At 73.9% G+C, this 17,628-nt stretch carries 12 protein-coding genes; 5 read left to right on the forward strand and 7 right to left on the reverse strand.

Annotated elements, in window-relative coordinates; translation table 11 throughout:
• Nucleotides 1-172: 172 nt before the first annotated feature.
• From ABZ721_RS08190 to ABZ721_RS08205, 4 genes are all read left to right on the forward strand, one after another.
• Complete coding sequence (locus ABZ721_RS08190) at nt 173-1,615, forward strand: thioester domain-containing protein (protein ID WP_358787773.1); 1,443 nt, start codon at nt 173-175, stop codon at nt 1,613-1,615.
• Nucleotides 1,616-1,833: 218 nt separating this feature from the next.
• Nucleotides 1,834-3,498: an energy-dependent translational throttle protein EttA gene (ettA, locus tag ABZ721_RS08195; RefSeq protein WP_358787774.1), complete on the forward strand. Its 1,665-nt coding sequence runs from the start codon at nt 1,834-1,836 to the stop codon at nt 3,496-3,498.
• On the forward strand, nt 3,498-3,953 hold the full coding sequence (locus tag ABZ721_RS08200; RefSeq protein ID WP_358787775.1) for a thioesterase family protein: 456 nt from the start codon (nt 3,498-3,500) through the stop codon (nt 3,951-3,953). The genes ettA and ABZ721_RS08200 overlap by 1 nt, the downstream gene beginning before the upstream one ends.
• The gene (locus tag ABZ721_RS08205) at nt 3,950-4,654 is read left to right on the forward strand and encodes a hypothetical protein (protein WP_358787776.1); all 705 of its coding nucleotides are present in this window, start codon (nt 3,950-3,952) and stop codon (nt 4,652-4,654) included. Before ABZ721_RS08200 ends, ABZ721_RS08205 begins: the two co-directional genes overlap by 4 nt.
• A gap of 72 nt (nt 4,655-4,726) precedes the next feature.
• Here ABZ721_RS08205 and ABZ721_RS08210 read toward each other — a convergent pair whose 3' ends face one another.
• The 4 genes from ABZ721_RS08210 to ABZ721_RS08225 all read right to left on the reverse strand — a co-directional run bounded on the left by ABZ721_RS08210 (nt 4,727) and on the right by ABZ721_RS08225 (nt 12,612).
• A complete protein-coding gene (locus ABZ721_RS08210) occupies nt 4,727-5,713 on the reverse strand; it encodes an ABC transporter ATP-binding protein (protein ID WP_358787777.1) in 987 nt (328 codons plus the stop codon).
• On the reverse strand, nt 5,713-8,685 hold the full coding sequence (locus ABZ721_RS08215) for an FtsX-like permease family protein (RefSeq protein WP_358787778.1): 2,973 nt from the start codon (nt 8,683-8,685) through the stop codon (nt 5,713-5,715). Before ABZ721_RS08215 ends, ABZ721_RS08210 begins: the two co-directional genes overlap by 1 nt.
• A gap of 1 nt (nt 8,686) precedes the next feature.
• Nucleotides 8,687-12,013 carry an FtsX-like permease family protein gene (locus ABZ721_RS08220; RefSeq protein ID WP_358787779.1) on the reverse strand — a complete coding sequence of 1,109 codons (3,327 nt, stop codon included), beginning with the start codon at nt 12,011-12,013 and terminating at the stop codon, nt 8,687-8,689.
• A 194-nt stretch (nt 12,014-12,207) separates the two neighbouring features.
• Nucleotides 12,208-12,612, reverse strand: a complete 405-nt coding sequence (locus ABZ721_RS08225; protein WP_358787780.1) for a globin — start codon at nt 12,610-12,612, stop codon at nt 12,208-12,210.
• Between the two features lie 222 nt (nt 12,613-12,834).
• Here ABZ721_RS08225 and ABZ721_RS08230 point away from each other — a divergent pair, with 222 nt between their 5' ends.
• Entirely contained in the window at nt 12,835-13,980 is a 1,146-nt protein-coding gene (locus ABZ721_RS08230) for a methyltransferase domain-containing protein (RefSeq protein ID WP_358787781.1), read from the forward strand.
• A 26-nt stretch (nt 13,981-14,006) separates the two neighbouring features.
• Here ABZ721_RS08230 and ABZ721_RS08235 read toward each other — a convergent pair whose 3' ends face one another.
• From ABZ721_RS08235 to ABZ721_RS08245, 3 genes are read right to left on the reverse strand one after another with little or no spacing between them, the layout of a single operon-like run.
• Nucleotides 14,007-14,912 (reverse strand): FHA domain-containing protein, encoded by a 906-nt coding sequence (locus ABZ721_RS08235; protein ID WP_358787782.1) that lies wholly within the window; start codon nt 14,910-14,912, stop codon nt 14,007-14,009.
• 48 nt (nt 14,913-14,960) lie between these two features.
• On the reverse strand, nt 14,961-16,304 hold the full coding sequence (locus tag ABZ721_RS08240) for a VWA domain-containing protein (RefSeq protein ID WP_358787783.1): 1,344 nt from the start codon (nt 16,302-16,304) through the stop codon (nt 14,961-14,963).
• Between the two features lie 58 nt (nt 16,305-16,362).
• Nucleotides 16,363-17,628, reverse strand: coding sequence for a PP2C family serine/threonine-protein phosphatase (locus ABZ721_RS08245; RefSeq protein ID WP_358787784.1), 1,266 nt, complete (start codon nt 17,626-17,628; stop codon nt 16,363-16,365).

Raw genomic sequence — 17,628 nt, forward strand, 5'->3', positions numbered from 1 at the left:
CATCCCTGAATTGCATAACGATTGCGATTCGAATGGGTTTGGGAAGGGGATTGTTGGTGGCCCGGATACCCCTGGTTCCTAGGATTCCCTCGGTACTACCGGGGGCCCGGATGCTCTCGGAGCCGCAGGCGAGGCCACCCTCACGACCAGGCTTCGCCCGAAGGGGAGTTCCATGTTCAAGATTCAGAGGCGAGGCGCTGCCCGCCTCGCCGCCGCGGGCCTGGTCACGGGCCTGCTTGCCGCCGGCACCATATCCGGAGCCGGGACCGCGCTCGCGGACGACGTCGCGCCGGCCGCCGGTGGCGCCACCGCCGTTCTCAAGGGTCTGCAGAAGGGCCTGTTCGGCGACGCCATCTACAAGGACGGCAAGGGCGAGACGCAGACGGTGTCCGCCGGCCTGTTCCGCATGGACGCCAAGGGCGGCGGCACGCTGCAGTCGTACTGCATCGACATCGGCACCCACACGGCCCCCGGTGCCAACTACCAGGAAGCCTCCTGGGGTGCCTCGTCACTGCACGACGCCGCCACCGCGAACCAGATCAACTGGATCCTGCAGCACTCGTACCCGCAGGTGAACGACCTCGCCGCGCTGGCGAAGTCGGCGGGCGCCAACAAGCTGTCGGCCGAGCAGGCCGCCACCGGCACCCAGGTCGCCATCTGGCGCTTCTCGGACCACGCGGACGTCACCGCCAAGAACCCGAAGGCGGAGAAGCTCGCCGACTACCTGACGGAGCAGGCGAAGGACGCCGCCACCGCCACCGAGCCGAAGGCGTCGCTCTCCGTCACGCCGACCGATGTCTCGGGCAAGGCCGGCGAGAAGCTCGGCCCCGTCACCGTCCACACCAACGCCGCCTCGGCGAAGGTGCGCCTGGCCGGTGACGCGCCCGACGGCGTCAAGCTCGTCGACAAGACCGGCAAGCCGGTCACCAACGTCACCGACGGCACCGAGCTGTTCTTCGACGTGCCGGCCGGCACCGCCGACGGCAAGACCAAGCTCATCGTCGAGGCCGCCACCAAGATCCCGGTCGGCCGCGTCTTCACCTCGGTGGGCGAGGTCCGCAAGCAGACCCAGATCCTCGCCGGCTCCAGCGAGAGCAGCGTCTCCGCCCCGGCCAACGCGAGCTGGGTCTCGAAGGGCGCGGTCCTGGCCGTCTCCGCCAAGGTCAACTGCGCCAAGGGCGGCGTGGACGTGACCGTCACCAACGAGGGTGACAAGCCGTTCACCTTCCCGCTGGGCGACAAGAGCTACACGCTCGAGGCGGGCAAGTCCCAGACGGTCACCGTCCCGGCGAAGGAGGACGCGAGCTACACGATCGTCGTCCCGCTCCCGGACGGCACCACCAAGACCTTCACCGGTGTTCTCGACTGCAAGGCGACCGGCCCGGGCACCCCGACGCCGACGCCCACCGCGACCCCGAGCACCCAGCCGAGCCCGGCCTCGGCCGGCACCACCACCGGCACCAACGGCACCACCGGCGGTGACCTCGCTCAGACGGGTGGCAGCAGCGCCACTCCGATGATCGCCGGCATCGCCGTCGCGCTCGTCGTGGTCGGCGGCGGCGCGGTCTTCTTCCTCCGCCGGAAGAAGTCCTCCGCCACTCCCGCGGGCCAGTAGCAGCGGGTAGCGGCAACCGGCTGGGACAGCCGGAATGACGGGGGCGGGACTCTTGGAGTCCCGTCCCCGTTCCGTTCCCGCACGGAAAAGCGACCCCGCGGAAAAAGCGCAGGCAGCGGCCGGAGAGCGGCTTTCTGACCTACCCGTTCGCCCCGTGGGGTGGACGTGCGGCAAGATGGGGTGTATCTGCCCACACATCGATTGCCGGACGGTTTCTCTTGGCTGAGTACATCTACACGATGCGCAAGACGCGCAAGGCACACGGCGACAAGGTCATCCTTGACGACGTGACGCTGAGCTTCCTGCCCGGCGCGAAGATCGGTGTGGTGGGTCCCAACGGTGCCGGTAAGTCCACGGTGCTGAAGATCATGGCAGGCCTGGAGCAGCCCTCCAACGGCGACGCCTTCCTGTCGCCCGGCTTCACCGTCGGCATTCTCATGCAGGAGCCGAAGCTCGACGAGTCCAAGAGCGTCCTGGAGAACGTGCAGGACGGCGCCGCCGAGATCATGGGCAAGCTCAAGCGCTTCAACGAGGTCGCCGAGCTGATGGCGACCGACTACTCCGACGCGCTGCTGGACGAGATGGGCAAGCTCCAGGAGGACCTGGACCACGCCAACGCCTGGGACCTGGACGCGCAGCTGGAGCAGGCCATGGACGCGCTGGGCTGCCCGCCCGGCGACTGGCCCGTCACCACCCTCTCCGGTGGCGAGAAGCGCCGCGTGGCGCTCTGCAAGCTGCTGATCGAGGCGCCGGACCTGCTCCTCCTCGACGAGCCCACCAACCACCTCGACGCCGAGTCGGTGAACTGGCTGGAGCAGCACCTGTCGAAGTACGCGGGCGCCGTCGTCGCCGTCACTCACGACCGGTACTTCCTGAACAACGTCGCCGAGTGGATCCTCGAGCTCGACCGCGGCCGCGCGATCCCCTACGAGGGCAACTACTCCACGTACCTGGAGAAGAAGGCCACCCGCCTCAAGGTCGAGGGCCGCAAGGACGAGAAGCGCGCCAAGCGCCTCAAGGAAGAGCTGGAGTGGGTCCGCTCCAACGCCAAGGGCCGCCAGGTCAAGTCCAAGGCGCGCCTTGCCCGTTACGAGGAGATGGCCGCCGAGGCCGACAAGGTGCGGAAGCTGGACTTCGAGGAGATCCAGATCCCGCCGGGCCCGCGCCTGGGCTCCATCGTCGTCGAGGTCAACAACCTCTCGAAGGCGTTCGGCGACAAGGTCCTGGTCGACGACCTCTCGTTCACGCTGCCGCGCAACGGCATCGTCGGCATCATCGGTCCGAACGGCGCGGGCAAGACCACGCTGTTCAAGATGATCCAGGGCCTGGAGCCGGCCGACTCGGGCACGGTCAAGATCGGTGACACGGTCAAGATCAGCTACGTCGACCAGAGCCGCGCCAACATCGACCCCAAGAAGACCCTCTGGGCCGTCGTGTCGGACGAGCTGGACTACATCAACGTCGGCCAGGTCGAGATGCCGTCGCGGGCGTACGTCTCCGCGTTCGGCTTCAAGGGCCCGGACCAGCAGAAGCCGGCCGGCGTGCTGTCCGGTGGTGAGCGCAACCGCCTGAACCTGGCGCTGACGCTCAAGGAGGGCGGCAACCTGCTGCTCCTCGACGAGCCCACCAACGACCTCGACGTCGAGACCCTCTCCTCGCTGGAGAACGCGCTGCTCGAGTTCCCGGGCGCGGCCGTGGTCATCTCCCACGACCGCTGGTTCCTGGACCGGGTCGCGACCCACATCCTCGCGTACGAGGGTGAGTCCAAGTGGTACTGGTTCGAGGGCAACTTCGAGTCGTACGAGAAGAACAAGGTCGAGCGGCTCGGCGCCGACGCCGCCCGCCCGCACCGCGCCACCTACAAGAAGCTGACCCGCGGCTGATGGCCCGGCACATCTACAGCTGCCCGCTGCGCTGGTCGGACATGGACGCCTTCGGGCACGTCAACAACGTGGTCTTCCTGCGGTACCTGGAAGAGGCGCGGATCGACTTCATGTTCCGGCTGGCGCCGGGTGAGGGCAGCGCGTCGTTCACGGGCGGGTCCGTCGTGGCCCGGCACGAGATCGACTACCTGCGGCCGCTGGTCCACCGGCACGAGCCGGTGACCATCGAGTCGTGGGTGACGAAGATAGGCGCTGCCTCGATGACCGTCGCGTACGAGATCAAGGACGAGGAGACCGTGTACGTACGGGCCTCCACGGTCGTGGTCCCGTACAACCTGGCGGAGGGGCGGCCGCGGCGGATCAGCGCGGAGGAGCGCTCCTTCCTGGAGGAGTACCGCGACGAGCCGGCCGGCAAGAAGGCGGAAGCCGTGGCAGAAGAGGCCGTCGCCGCATGACGCGACTGCTGCTCGCCGGTGCCGGGGAGGCGGCGGATCTCGCCGCCTTCCTGGGCCGGCTGGTCCGCTGGGACAAGGCCGCCGTGGTGCGGCTGCGCTCCACCGAGGGGGTGCTGGCGGTGTTCGGCCAGCCGCCCTTCGGCGGCGTCCTCGCCATCCGCACGGCCTCGCTCCGCGAGGTCCGGGACCTCGACGCCACCGTTTCGGCGGGGCAGCTGCTGGAAGGCATCGAGGAAGGCGGCAGTGAGGGTTCCGGTGCGCCCTCCGGCGGGGCATCCGGCGACGGCGGCGACGCCGTCGTGGTCCCGCCGTCCGTCACCGGCCCCGCCTGGGCCGGGCTGCTGCCGCCGCGCGGCGGCTGGCAGCGGGCCGCGGAGTTCGCACCGGACGACGTCCGGGCCGCCGCGAAGCGGCTGGTGGGGGAGTTCCGCTCGCGTACCGAGGTGCTGGTGCCGGAACGGCGGACGCGGGCGGAGCTCGACGCGCTCGCCGAGGAGGTATGGTCCCGGCCGGTCGGGGACACGGTGCTCCCGATGCGTGCCGTGCACGCGGCGCAGGCGCTGGGATTCCTGCGGGAGGGTGGTGTCGAACCGCTCCTGCTGCTCACGGCGGGCGCCTGGCTGCGGCTGCGCACGCCCTACGGATCGGTCGCCGTACGGCGCACCACCCTCGGCTCCGGCCTGACGGTCACGCCCGCCTGACCGTCGGACCGGCATGACGGTTACCGCCGGCCTGAGAGCCGGGCGGCCGCTCCTCAGCCGGCCCCCACCCCGTCAGTCCTGCTCCGGCGCCGCCGCCCGGTCCGGCCACACGCCGATGTGGTCGGCCTCCAGCTCCAGCAGGACCCGGTTCTCGATCGCGAGCGCCTCCGTGTAGTCGCGCGGGAGCTGCAGCCGGCCGGCGCGGTCGACCGTGGCGTACTCGCGGGCCACCACCGACTCCTGCCCGTGCTCGTCGATCTCCGTGTGGCGCAGCACCTCGGAGGCCGTACGGCCGTCCCTGATCGCGACCGTGCGCCGTACGGCGTCGGCCACGGCGTGGTCGTGGGTCACGACGACCACGGTCGTGCCTAGCTCCTCGTTGGCGGTCCTGAACGCGGCGAAGACCTGCTCGCCGGTGGCCGAGTCCAGCTCACCGGTGGGCTCGTCGGCCAGCACCAGGGACGGCGAGTTGGCGAGCGCCACGGCGATGGCCGTGCGCTGCTGCTCGCCGCCGGACATCTGCCCGGGGTGCCGGTCGTGGCAGTGGCCGACGCCGAGCATCGACAGCAGCTCCGTGGCGCGGGCGGCGTGCTGCCGCTTGGCGCGGAAGCCGCCCTTGCCGGCCAACTGCATCGGCAGCACGACGTTCTGGGCCGCCGTCAGGTACGGCAGCAGGTTGCGGGCGGTCTGCTGCCAGACGAAGCCGACGACCTCCCGGCGGTAGCGCAGCCGGGACTTGGCGTCCATGTCCAGCAGGTCGTAGCCGTCGACGGAGGCCGCGCCCGCGGTCGGGACGTCGAGTCCGGCGAGGATGTTCAGCAGGGTCGACTTGCCGCTGCCGGACGCGCCGACCAGCGCCATCAGCTCGCCGTGGGCGACGAGCAGGTCCAGGCCCTGCAGCGCCTGGACCTCGACGCCGTCGGCCGTGAAGATCCGCACCAGCCGGTCGCAGCTGATGAGCGCGTCCTGCCCGTAGGCGGGCCGGTCGCGGCGGGCGGTCGCCCGCTGCTCCAGGTCGGCCAGCGTGGTCGTGGCGCGGCCCTCGGTGGTGTCGGTCATCAGCGGTCTCCTACTCTCAGGTCGGTGCTCTCACGGCGGCGTCCGGTCACCCACACCTGGGCCAGCAGCACCACGTAGGCCAGCGCCAGCAGCCCGGCCGACGGCAGGGCCAGCGACAGCGGGTCGACGCGGAGCCCGGGGCCGGCCGGCACGGTCGTGCCCGGGTCGCTGCCGAACGCGAGCGCGGTGATGTCCACGCCGGGTCCGAGCAGCGGGATGACGGCGAGTCCGACGAGCACGCCGCCGACCGCCGCGAGCAGCGCCTGCGGCAGCATCTCCAGGAACACCAGCCGCCGCCGGTCGCGCCGGCCCATCCCCATCGTCCGCATCCGCGCGAGCAGCGCGGTGCGCTGCGGGGCGGCCTGCAGCAGGGACAGCAGCAGCGCGAGCGCGCTGTAGCCGGCGCCGCCCGCGACCGCGGCGAGGTAGATGCCCCGCGCCCCGGACTGCAGGGCCGAGTCGGAGAGCGTGCCGCGCTCCTCGCTCAGCAGGGACACGAACATGTCGCCGCCGGTCGCGGCGGTGGCGGCGCGCAGCGCCTTGCCGTCGATCCGGCCGTCCGCCGTGATCATCAGGACGGTCGGACCGGTGAAGTGGCCGATGTTCATGTCCGGGTGGCGCTTGACGAGCTGCGCGGACGAGACGATCACGAAGTCGGTGTTGGGGGCGGCCGGGGTGGTGTCCAGGGCCGCCGCCACCCGGATGTCGGTCGTTCCGATGGCGGGCTGCACCGAGGCCGTCCCGCCCGCGAGCTTCGTCGCGAGGTTGCGGGAGACGACGGCGGGCATCGGCCCGGTGCCGTCGTCGCGCTGGAGCGCGTCGGCGGGGAAGGCGGGGAGCCCGATGGAGCGGGTCAGTGCGGCGTACGCGGCCGGGTCGACGCTGACCAGGCTGTACGGCACGCCGAAGCCGGCGGTGGAGGCGTTGGGCTCGACCCGGACGCCGAGCGTCCCGGCGACGCCCGGCACCTTGCGGACGTTGGCCGCGAGCTTCTCCGGCAGGACGAAGTTGGCGTCGATCCTGGCGTCCGCGCCGATCGCCGTGCGGGCCGCCGCGTCCCGGCCGTCCGCGACCCCGGCCAGCACCGAGCCGCCGAACGACGCGACGGACAGCGACATCAGCAGGGCGAGCAGCGGCAGTTGGGCGCTGGCGGGGGAGCGGCCGGCACGGGCCAGCCCGAGGTGGGTGACGGCGCCGGAGAGCCGGGCCGCGGGCCGGGCGAGCAGCCGCAGCGGCAGCGGGTACAGCCGCAGCAGGACGAGGGCGGCGGCGATGGCGACGAGGACGGGCGCGGCCGCCAGGAACGGGTCGGCGCCGCTGACGGTGCCCCGCCGGCGCAGCGCGGTCACCGCGCCGATGACCAGGACGGTGATCGTGAGCTCGGCCACCGTGCGGCGCCGGGAGGGCCGGGCCGCGGCCATGTCCTCGCGCGCGGCGGCCCGCGGCTTGCGGTGGACGGCGACGGCGCGCAGCGGCAGCGCGAGCGAGGCCGTCACGGCCACGGCGGCCCCGAGCAGCACGGACAGCAGGTAGCGGTCGGTGGGCAGCACGACGAGGGCGAGCACGGTTCCGACGAGCGCGGCCGGCACGGCGGCCGCCGCCGTCTCGCCGAGCAGGCGTCCGGCCATGCCGCGCAGCGAGCCGCCGCGCGAGCGCAGCAGGGCGAGTTCGTCCCGCCGCCGCTCGGCGGCGAGGCCGCCCGCCATCAGCAGGACGGCGAACGCGGTGGCCCCGACCCCGATCGCGGCGACCAGGACCAGCGGCAGTGCCGCCGTCCGCTCGCGCTCGTAGGAGGTGAGGAGCCGGCCGAGCCCGGTAGTGGTGTGGAGGAAACTCCCGCTTCCGGTCTCCAGCTTGGCCGCGTCCGGGCCGCTGTCGAGCGAGGCCAGCCGCGTCTGGAGCGGGCCGACGTCCTGGGGGGTGAGCCCGGAGGTGTCGGCGGGGTGGTGCCAGTAGAAGGTCGCGCCCTTGCCGAGGCTGAGCAGGGCGGGGGCCGCCTCCGGCGCGATCAGCACGGTGAAGTGCCAGTAGAACGTGGGGAGGTCGCCGGGCTTCGGGGGCGGGGACGTCAGCTGCGGGGTGAGGACGTCCGGGTCCTCGTTCCAGTACGCGCCGCCCGGTTCCGTGGGCGAGACGATGCCGGTCACGTGGAGGGTGAACGCCGTGCGCAGCGTGCTCAGGTGGATCTCGGAGCCGACCCGCAGGCCCATTACCTTGGCGGTCCGGTCGGTGACGACCGCGTCGACGCGGTTCACCTCGCCCGACACGTCGGTGGGGGCGGGGCCGTGCGGCATGGTGCCGGCCACCAGCCGGGAGTGCTGCTCCAGGCCCTGCTGGGCGACGAGGTCGGCCTTCGGGTTCAGCGCCTTGGTCGGCCGGGGCAGCGCGGGGTCCAGTGCCGCCGAGTCGCTGCCGGTCCTGACCCCGAACACGGACTGGCCCGGCAGCAGGCGCAGCGGCGGCCGGATGAGCTTCTGGAACTCCGCCTCCACGCCGGCGAGCCACTCCGGTGCGAAGCGCGACGTTCCGGCCGCGCCCTCGTTGTCCGGGCCCGACGAGGACTCGCTGAGGGTGAGGCTGCGGTCGCGCAGGTCGGCGTCGGCGAGGGAGCCGCGCAGCGCCTTGATCTCGTAGCGGTCCACCGCCCGCGGCAGCGCGGCCGCGAGGAAGGACGTGACGAGGACGAGCAGCGCCATCGCGACGGCGGCGGCCGGCGCGGAGCGCAGCCGGACCCGCACCCAGGGGAGCGCCGCGATCCGATCGCCGCGCCCGGCTCCGGCGCCGTCCGGTGCCGTACTCCCGCGCCCGGCTCCGTCGCCGTCCCGTGCCGTACTTCCGCGCCCGGCTCCGTCGCCGTCCCGTGCCGTACTCCCGCGCCCGGCCTTGCCGCCGTCCCGTTCCGCGATGCCGTGCCCGGCTCCGTCGCCGTCCCGTTCCGCCCCGCCGGGGAGACCTTCGGTCCCGTTCGTCATGTCAGTCCTCCCCTTGCCTGCGCAGCGCGGTCACGGGGTCGCCGCGCCGGACCGCCGTCAGGACCACCACCAGCAGCGGTACGACCAGCACGATGGCGATCAGCTGGGCCAGCGGTCCCACCGGCAGGGTGACCCGCAGTGCCGGGACGGGCTGGGACGCCTGCGCGGTCAGCACGATCAGCGGGACGACCAGCCGGGTCAGCAGCGCGCCCAGCGCCACCCCGACCACCAGCGCGAGCAGCACCAGCAGCCCCTGTTCGGCGGCCATCATCCGGGCCAGCTTGCGGCGGGGCGCCCCCAGCGCCCGCAGCACCGCGAACTCCCCGTTGCGCTCGCGGATCGCGCCGGCCGAGCTGACCGCGAAGCCGACCGCCGCCAGCACGGCGGCGGCGATCACGGCGGCCGGCAGCGCCGACTGCGGGCCGGCGCCGAGCGGGTCGGCCCGCATCTCCGACGCGAACTCGTCGCGCACCAGCAGCGCGTCGATGTCGGCCCGGTCGCGCAGCGCGGCGGCGGCCTTCGCGCTCGCGCCCGGCTGGGCGGACAGCCACCACTCGGTGGTCTCCATGCCGCGCCCGCCGGTCGCGTCGAGCACCGTGTTCACGGCCCGCAGGTCCAGCAGCAGCGCTCCGCCGTCCTTCTGGGTGGCCGTCGGCGGGGCGGTGCCGGGCAGGGCCCGGATCGCGGAGCTGATGCGGACCGACGTCTCGACGCCGTTCAGCCCGATGCGCACGTCCCCGCCCACCTTGCTGCCGGTGGCCGCCAGGAAGGCGTCGGTGGCGATGCCGGCGAGCGGCGCCGCGGCGGGTTCGGCGACGCGTACGGACAGGTGGGCGCCCTTGGAGTCACCCAGGGCGGGGTCGGCGGCGCCGGTGGAGTACTCCACGGTCAGCGCGTCGCCGGCGGGGGCACTGGTGACGGTGCCCGCGTTCGGCCGCAGGCTCGGGTCGCCGCCGAGCGAGACGTCGGCCCGCTGCATCTGCGCCTTCGCCGCCCAGGACGAGCCGGCCGCGGCCTTCAGCGGGCGGACGGCGCCGTTCGAGGCGACGACCGCCGGGCTGAGGGTCAGCCGGTGCTTCTCGACGAAGTCGGGGGCCGCGTAGTCGACTTCGACGCGGATGAGCCGCAGCGGCCCCGCCGGGGTGCCGCCGGTCCGGCCCGCCGCCTCGTCGAGGTCCAGGACGAGGAGGTGCGGCTTCGCGTCGGCCGGGACGTCGCCGAGCGGGAAGGCGTACGTGACGCCGTTGCCGTCCTTGAGGACCGCGGTGAGCGAGTCGACGACCTCGCCGTGCCCGTCCGAGTCGAGCCGCGCGGTGAGGCGCAGCTGCTGGGCGGTCTCGTCGACGGGGAAGCCGCCGGTGTCCTCGGCCGCGCCGGACGGGCGGCCCCGCAGCGGCTGGAGCAGCTCGGGCAGCGGGCGGTCGGAGAGGTCGTCGCGGAACCGCATCACCTCGCCGGCCTTCGCCGAGTCGATCATGAGGATGGAGGCGACCCGCTGTTCGGGGAGCGTCAGTTGGGTGCGGGCCGCGGGGGCGGCGGTGGCGATGCCGGGAGTGCGGTCGAACACCCCCGGCTGTCCGAACGGCGGGGTGGTGGAACCGGTCACCCGCAGGTCCGCGCCGACGGTGAAGTCGGCCTGGTCGCGCTGCGAGCGGTCCCAGCTGGCGCCCTGCCCGATCGCGAACATCCCCATGGCGACGGCCAGGACGAGCAGCAGCACGGCCCCGGCGCCGCGCCGCGGCCGCCGGGAGAGCTGCCAGCCCGCGAGGGCGAGCGACAGCCCGCTGCCCCGCGCGGCCCTGCGCTCGCCGAGCCGGGCGGCCAGCGGCAGCAGCCGCAGGATCAGGACGGTCCCGGCCAGCAGGCACAGCGCGGGCGCGGCGACCAGCACCGGGTCCACCCCGAGGCCGCCGCCGGTGTCGGCGCTCAGCACCCCGCTGTCCTTGGCCCGGCGCGACAGCTGCCAGTAGGAGATCCCGGCGAGCAGCAGCAGCCCGAGGTCGGCCCCGGCCTGCACGGCGGCGGGCAGTGCCCCGCGCCTGGCGCGGGCCGAGCGCTCCGCGACGTAGCTGCCCGCGCTGCGCAGCGCGGGCACGATGACGGCGAAGGCGCAGGCCAGCGCGGTACCGGCGGCCACCCACCAGGCGGTGGCGCCGATCGCCCCGCCCAGGTCGGTGCCGGACCTGGCCAGCGCGCCCTGCCCGGCCAGCAGCCGGATCACCGGCCCGGCGAGCAGTGGCGCGGCCAGCCCGGCGGGCACCGCGAGCAGCAGGGACTCGGTGGCGGCCAGCCGGGCGACCCGGCCGCGCGAGCCGCCGCGGGCCCGCAGCAGCGCGGTCTCGCCGGCCCGTTCCTCGGACAGCAGCTGGGCGACGAGCAGCAGGGCGAAACCGGCCAGGATCAGCAGCTGCAAGGCGCCGATCAGCAGGGTGGAGCGGGTCACCAGCAGCGTCTTCTGCACGCCGGTGAGCAGGTCGGGCAGGTCGGAGGCGATCTGGATGCCGGCGTTGGCCGGGTCCTTGGCGGTGGCGTCGATGGTCTGCCGGACGTCGTCCCGCACCCCGGGGATCCCGGCCGCGTCCAGGTTCCGGAAGTCGGCGGTGCTCTGCCAGGACATCTCGGCCGGTGCGAGGCGGCCGGTGGCGAAGACGCTCGGGTCGGCGAGCAGCGGCCCGTAGGTCGTGAACGACACGGTCCTGACACCGTGGCCGCCCATCGGGTCGAGCTGCCAGTACGGGGCGGTGCGGTCGGTCGGGCGGTAGGTGCCGGTGACCTTGACGCGGAGCGCCGGGGCGTCGAGCCGGCTCTTCAGGTCGATCAGCGTGCCGGGCCGCACGCCGAGGGAGCGGGCCACGGGTTCGGGGACCGCCACCGGCACGACCCCGGCGCTCCGGTCGACGGCGGACGGCCAGCCGCCCTGGACCAGCGTCACGCGCGCCCGGTCGAACGTGGCCAGCAGCGTCAGGTCCGGCTCGCCGCCCTTCGGGGCGCCGGACGCGCCGCCGCCGAGGGCGGCCGGCAGGGCGTACGGCCCGGAGCGGGTGCTGGCGTGGACCTGCGCGGGCAGTCCGTCGTACGCGCCGCCCAGGCTCTTGCGGATCGCGGTGTCGGCGGTCCGCCAGGTGTCGGCCGTGACGGTCTGCTGGACGTTGACGGTGGTCCGCGCGGCCGACTGGTGTTCCAGCGTGCGGCGCAGCCCGGCATCGCCGATGGCGCTGGTGAACGCGGCGAGGGTGGCCAGCACGCTGGTGGTGAGCACCACGGTGAGCAGGGCGGCGGTCAGCAGCAATCGATGCGCGCGGACACGCAGAAACACAAACCCCGTCACGCCGCTCCCCCGTTCGCCCGCTGTTCGGATGCTCTCAAACAGATCGGGCGTGAGGAAGTGCAGAAGATTGTCGCAATACGATCGTGACCCGTTGAACGATGACCATTGTCCGCTCAGCGAACGCCTGCGAACTCAGCCGAATCGGTCGGGGGTTGCGCCGATCCGCTCAGCCCGCGGTGTGCAGCCGGCGGTGTTCACCCCGCGGTGTTCACCATCGACGCGGCGGCGTAGACCAGGTAGTCCCACAGCTGCCGTTCGTACTCGGGGGCGAGCGCCAGGTCGTCGACGGCGTCCCGCATGTGGCGCAGCCACGCGTCGTGCGCGGCCTGGTCCACCTGGAAGGGCGCGTGCCGCATCCGCAGCCGCGGGTGGCCGCGGTTGTCGCTGTACGTGCGCGGGCCGCCCCAGTACTGCATGAGGAAGAGCGTCAGCCGCTCCTCGGCCGGGCCGAGGTCCTCCTCCGGGTACATCGCCCGCAGCTCGGGGTCGCCCGCGACACCCTCGTAGAAGCGGTGCACCAGACGCCGGAACGTCTGCTCGCCGCCGACGGCGTCGTAGAACGTCTGCTGCGGCGCCGTGTCCTGCGGGGTCTCGTTCACTCAGCTCCACCTCAAGATGTCGCACCGGCCCGGCGCCGGTCGACGTGGTCCGCGCACGCGGCCCCGGGGTCGCCCCCGAAAGCGTGCGGCACCCCTCCATGGTCTCAGACGGCCCGGCCGAGGACCCCGGACCTAGGACCTGCCGGCGCCCCTCCCGTCGGCCCGCTGCCGCCGGCGCCCCGGGGCGTCGCGGATCGGGCCCGGCCGCCGCACAGTGGAAGCATGGGTGACGCGCACCGGAAGGATCGCCACGCGGTGGTGGCGGACGTGCTGCGAGCGACGCTGGTGCGGCGGATCGTCGCGGCGGGCGGGCTGGCCGACCCCGCGTGGCGGGCGGCGTTCGAGCGGGTGCCGCGCCATCTGTTCGTCCCCGAGTACTTCAGCCCGCGGCCCGGCGGTTACGAGCGGCTCGCCGCCGACGACCCCGACCCGCGGCAGCGCGCCCGCTGGCTGACCGGCGCCTACGAGGACGTCCCGCTCGTCACGCACGTGCGGGACGGGCGGCTGATCTCGTCCAGCAGCCAGCCGTCCCTGATGGCCTCGATGGCCGAGGCGCTTGGGGTGGGGGAGGGGCGGACGGTCTTGGAGATCGGCGCCGGCACCGGCTACAACGCGGCACTGCTCGCCCACCGCCTCGGCGACGACGCCGTCACCACCGTCGACCTGGACCCGGCCATCACCGGCGCGGCCCGCGCGCACCTCGCGGCGGCGGGCGCCGCGCCCGCCGTCGTCACCGGCGACGGCGCCCTCGGCCACCGGGAGCGGGCCCCCTACGACCGGATCCTCGTGACCTGCGAACTGCCGTCCGTGCCGGCCGCCTGGCTGGGCCAGTGCCGGACCGGCGGCCGGATCCTCGCGCCGTTCGCGGGCGGGCTGATCCTGCTGACCGTCACCGGCCCCGACCGGGCGGAGGGCCGCTTCCTGCCCACCGCGGCCTACTTCGTCCCGCTGCGCGGCCCGTCCGCCCACCGGCCGCCGCAGGAGCGCACCCCCGGCGCCCCCGGCGAACCGAGTGCCCCGGGCCGGGCCCGCCGGTCCGGCACACCGCCGAGCGTCCTGCGGGACGACCTCTTCCGCTTCCTGCTGACCCTGTGGGCGGGCCCGCTGGAGGCCGGCTGGGACTCCGGCGACCGCGGCGTCACCCTGACCGCCCCGGACGGCTCCGCCGCCCGCGCCGACCGGAACGGCACGGTCCAGCCGTCCGGCCCGCGCGACCTGTGGGCGGTCGTGGAGCGCGCCCACGACCTGTGGGAGCGCACGTCCCGGCCGGCTCGCGAGCGCTACGGCCTGACCGTCACCCCCGACCGCCAGTGGACCTGGCTCGACGACCCGTCCGGCCCCCACACCTGGCCGGTCCCGCCCGCCTGACGACCGGGGACCCGACGTTCCGGAGGTCAGCCGCGGCTGACGGTGATCGTCGTCCAGGCGCCCACGTGGACGCGGTCGCCGTCCTTCAGGGGGACCGGGAGGTAGGGCTGGATCGGGTCCGCGGCGCCGTTGATCGTGGTGCCGTTCGTCGAGTCCTGGTCGACGACCGACCAGCCGCCGTCCGGCTGCTGCACCAGGACGGCGTGCTTGTGCGAGACGCCCGGGTCCTCGGGGGCGCGCGACAGGTCGATGTCGGGGGCCTCGCCCGTGCTGTGCCGGCGGCGGCCGATGGTGATCTGGTTGCCGACCAGCGGCAGCCGCAGTTCGGGGGAGTACGACGGGAAGTACAGGCCGGTGGCGTCCGGGCCGCTGCGGGCCATCATCGCCGTGAAGTAGTCGCGGTCGGCGGCGACGGTGGCGACCCACGTCGTCACCTCGGGTGCGGCCGGAGCCGCCTGCTCCGGCACCGCGGTGGCCCCGGAACGGGACGCCGCCGGGGTGGAGGGCGCGCTCGGCGGGGTGAGCAGGAAGTCGCCCGAGTCGCCCTCCTCGCCCGGGGTGACCGCCTCCGGAGCCAGCGGCTCCGCCGGGCGGTTCATCTGCGACGGGCGGGAGCGCTGCGACTCGTACCGCTGGTAGGGCGGGAACCCCGGCGAGGGCGGGCTGGGCGGCGGGACGAACGTGGTGGCCGTGTGCGTCTGGAAGTTGTAGCGGCACTCCTCGCAGAACAGCGCCATCCCCTCCCGGGGAGTGCCGCAGGCCGGGCACGGCTCCGCCGCCGCCGTCGCGTCCGGGTCGTAGCCGGAGGGCGCCGGGCGGGCGGCCCCCGAGCCGGCGGAGGAGGACGGCGCGGCGGGTGCGGACATGCGGTGGCCGCACACCTCGCACCAGTCGTCGGTATCCGACTGGTGGCCGTTCGGACAAGTCGACATTCGGCTGGCTCCCCCTCCGCCTGCGAGCGCGGTTGCTTGCGAGCGTGGTTACTTCTTGACGCGGACGGTTTTCGTCGAGCGCGTCTCCAAGGTCATCTCGTCGGCGTCCGCGACCCTCGCCTTCAGCCGTACGGTACCGCTCGGCGCGTCGACCACGTCGACCACCTTGGCCAGCAGCTTGGCGGTGTCATCGTTGCCCGAGGCGCTCGCGAGCTGCACCGCGCGGCCCAGCTTCGCGGTCGCCCCGTCGATGTCGCCCGACTTGCGCGCCTCCAGGCCCTCCTGGATGACGGAGGCCAGCTCCGCCTGGCCGGTGTAGTGCGCGACCTGCGGGTTGATCCGGGTCGAGGCGGCCATGTCGTCCGTCCACACCGCCCGCACCAGCCCCTGCGAGAGCACCTGGGAGGTGCCGTCCGGCTGCGGCAGGACCAGCGAGAGGCGGGCGGCCAGCATCTCCTGGCCGACACCGGCGTTGGGGACCTGGACGCACACGTGGTAGTCGCGGGACTCGTCGCCCCAGGAGCCGGTCGGGTAGTCCCCGGCCCGCGGACCGGCCTCCGTACGGCGGGCCGTCAGGTCCTCGACCGTCGGCGCGACCTGCTTGACGAACTTGATCTCGGAGCCCTGCGGGGTCCACAGCCGCAGCCCCACGTCCGCGACCTCCTTGCCCATCGCGGTCTCCATCATCGCCTGGAAGTCCGCCTTCAGACCGGCCGGATCGGCGACGATGTCGACGGAGCCGAGCATCGCCGAGGCGATCCCGGTCAGCTCCTTGACCTCCCAGTCCGTGCCCACGCCGCGCGCGTCGCACGTGAAGCGGCCGGAGCACGCCTCCAGGGTGGCCCGCAGGTCCTCCGGCTTCTCGTGCTCGTTGCGGCCGTCGGTCAGCAGGATGCCGTGCCGGATCGGCACGTCGGCGGTGGCCAGCAGCCGGTCCGCGAGCCGCAGCCAGGTGCCGATCGCGGTGCCGCCGCCCGCGGTGAGCTTGCGCAGCGCCTGCTTGGCCTGGCCGCGGGTCTGCGCGTCGGCGATCGCGAGGCCGCCGTTGGCGGGGTAGACCTCGCGGGCCTGGTGGGTGCCGCCGACCACCGCGAAGGCGACACCGTCGCGGATCGTGTCGATCGCGGCGGCGGTCGCGTCGCGGGCGTTGCGCATCTTCGTGGGCGGGTAGTCCATCGAACCCGAGCAGTCGACCATGATGACCACCGCTCCGCCCGGAGCGCCGTCGACGGCGTATCCGGGAGCCGCCAGCGGGTGGCCGCCGGAGGTGCCGCCGCCGGTCGACGTCACCGTGACGATGGCATTGACCTCGCGGCCGCCCTCGGGCAGGTATTCGTTCTGATAGATGTCGACCGAAAACTGCGGCACGTTCGACTTGGAGAAATTGGCCATCGCTTGAGCTCCTCGCGCTCCTCAGTCCACAAAGACATCCCCCGACGAGGGACCGGTTCTACGCAGGTTCGGATCCTGCCCGCCCCACCGTGGCCGGGAACGGAAGTACAGCGACTGTTACGTTGTCGTGGCCCCCGCCGTCGAGGGCCACCCCCACCAGCGTCTGCGCGCAGTGCAGCGGCCTGGCGCGGGCGTCGGCCGGTACCACCGCGGCCAGTTCGGCGGCGGACTCGGCGTAGTTCCACAGCCCGTCGGTGCACACGACCACTACACCCGTTCCCTCCGGCTGGAAGGAAGCGGTGTGCGGGTCGATTTCGACGGCGTCCGCGCCGAGCCAGCCGGTGATCGCGTGGGCGCGCTCGTCCGCGTACGCCTCGGCCTCCGACATCAGGCCCGCCGACACCATCCGCGCCGCCCACGAGTCGTCCTCGGTCAGGCGGGCGGACGGGGTGTCGCGGTCGTCCGGGATCCAGTACGCGCGGCTGTCGCCGATCCAGCCGACGGTGAAGACCGGGCCCGCCGCGACGGCGCTGACGCAGGTGCAGGCCGGTGCGTTGTGGTGCGGGCCCTGCCGGCCGTCGTCCTCCTCGGCCAGCACCGCCACCGCGTGCGCCGCCGCCAGCAGGGCGTCGTGCATGGCCTGTTCCGGCGGGCTGCCGTGCTCCAGCGCGTCGAGCAGCGTCTCGCTGCCCACAGTGGCGGCCGCCGCCGAGGCGTCGTCCGGGCGGTACGCCGACGAGACGCCGTCGCAGACCACGGCGACGATCGCCGGGGTCCCGTCCGGCAGCGAGGTCGCCGCGACGGCGAACGCGTCCTCGTTGCGGTGGTGCCGCAGACCGCGGTCGCTGACCGCGGCCACGCCTTCGAGCTCACGTTCCTGGTGGTCGCGCAGCCGCGGCTGGGCGTGCCCGCAGTGCTCGCAGTACCCGTCGGCGTCGACCCCGCCGACCCCGCACGCCACACACGTCCGCCCCTGCGGCGCCGGCCCCGCGAGCAACTCCTCGCGGGGGTCCGCGACCTCCGCCGCGGGCTGCGGCGCGGCCGGGGCTGCGGCGCCCGCCGCAGGGCGGTCCGGCGCGGCCTGCGCGGACGCCGCCGGGCTCTGCGGCGGGGCGAGCGCGAAGGGGTCGGCGCCGTTGCGCGGCGCCGTGGAGCCGTTGCCGGAATGCCCGGTTCCGGGCAGGTCGGAGCCCGCGGCGGGGAACGGCGCGGTCACGTCCGTGCCGCACACGCCGCAGTACCTGTCGCCCTCCTCCAGCGGTTCCGCACAGCTGGGGCAGCTGATCGACTGAGCTGACTGGGCCGACTCCGGCAGTCCTGGCAT

The organism is Streptomyces sp. NPDC006733 (assembly GCF_040636125.1).
Lineage (GTDB): Bacteria > Actinomycetota > Actinomycetes > Streptomycetales > Streptomycetaceae > Actinacidiphila.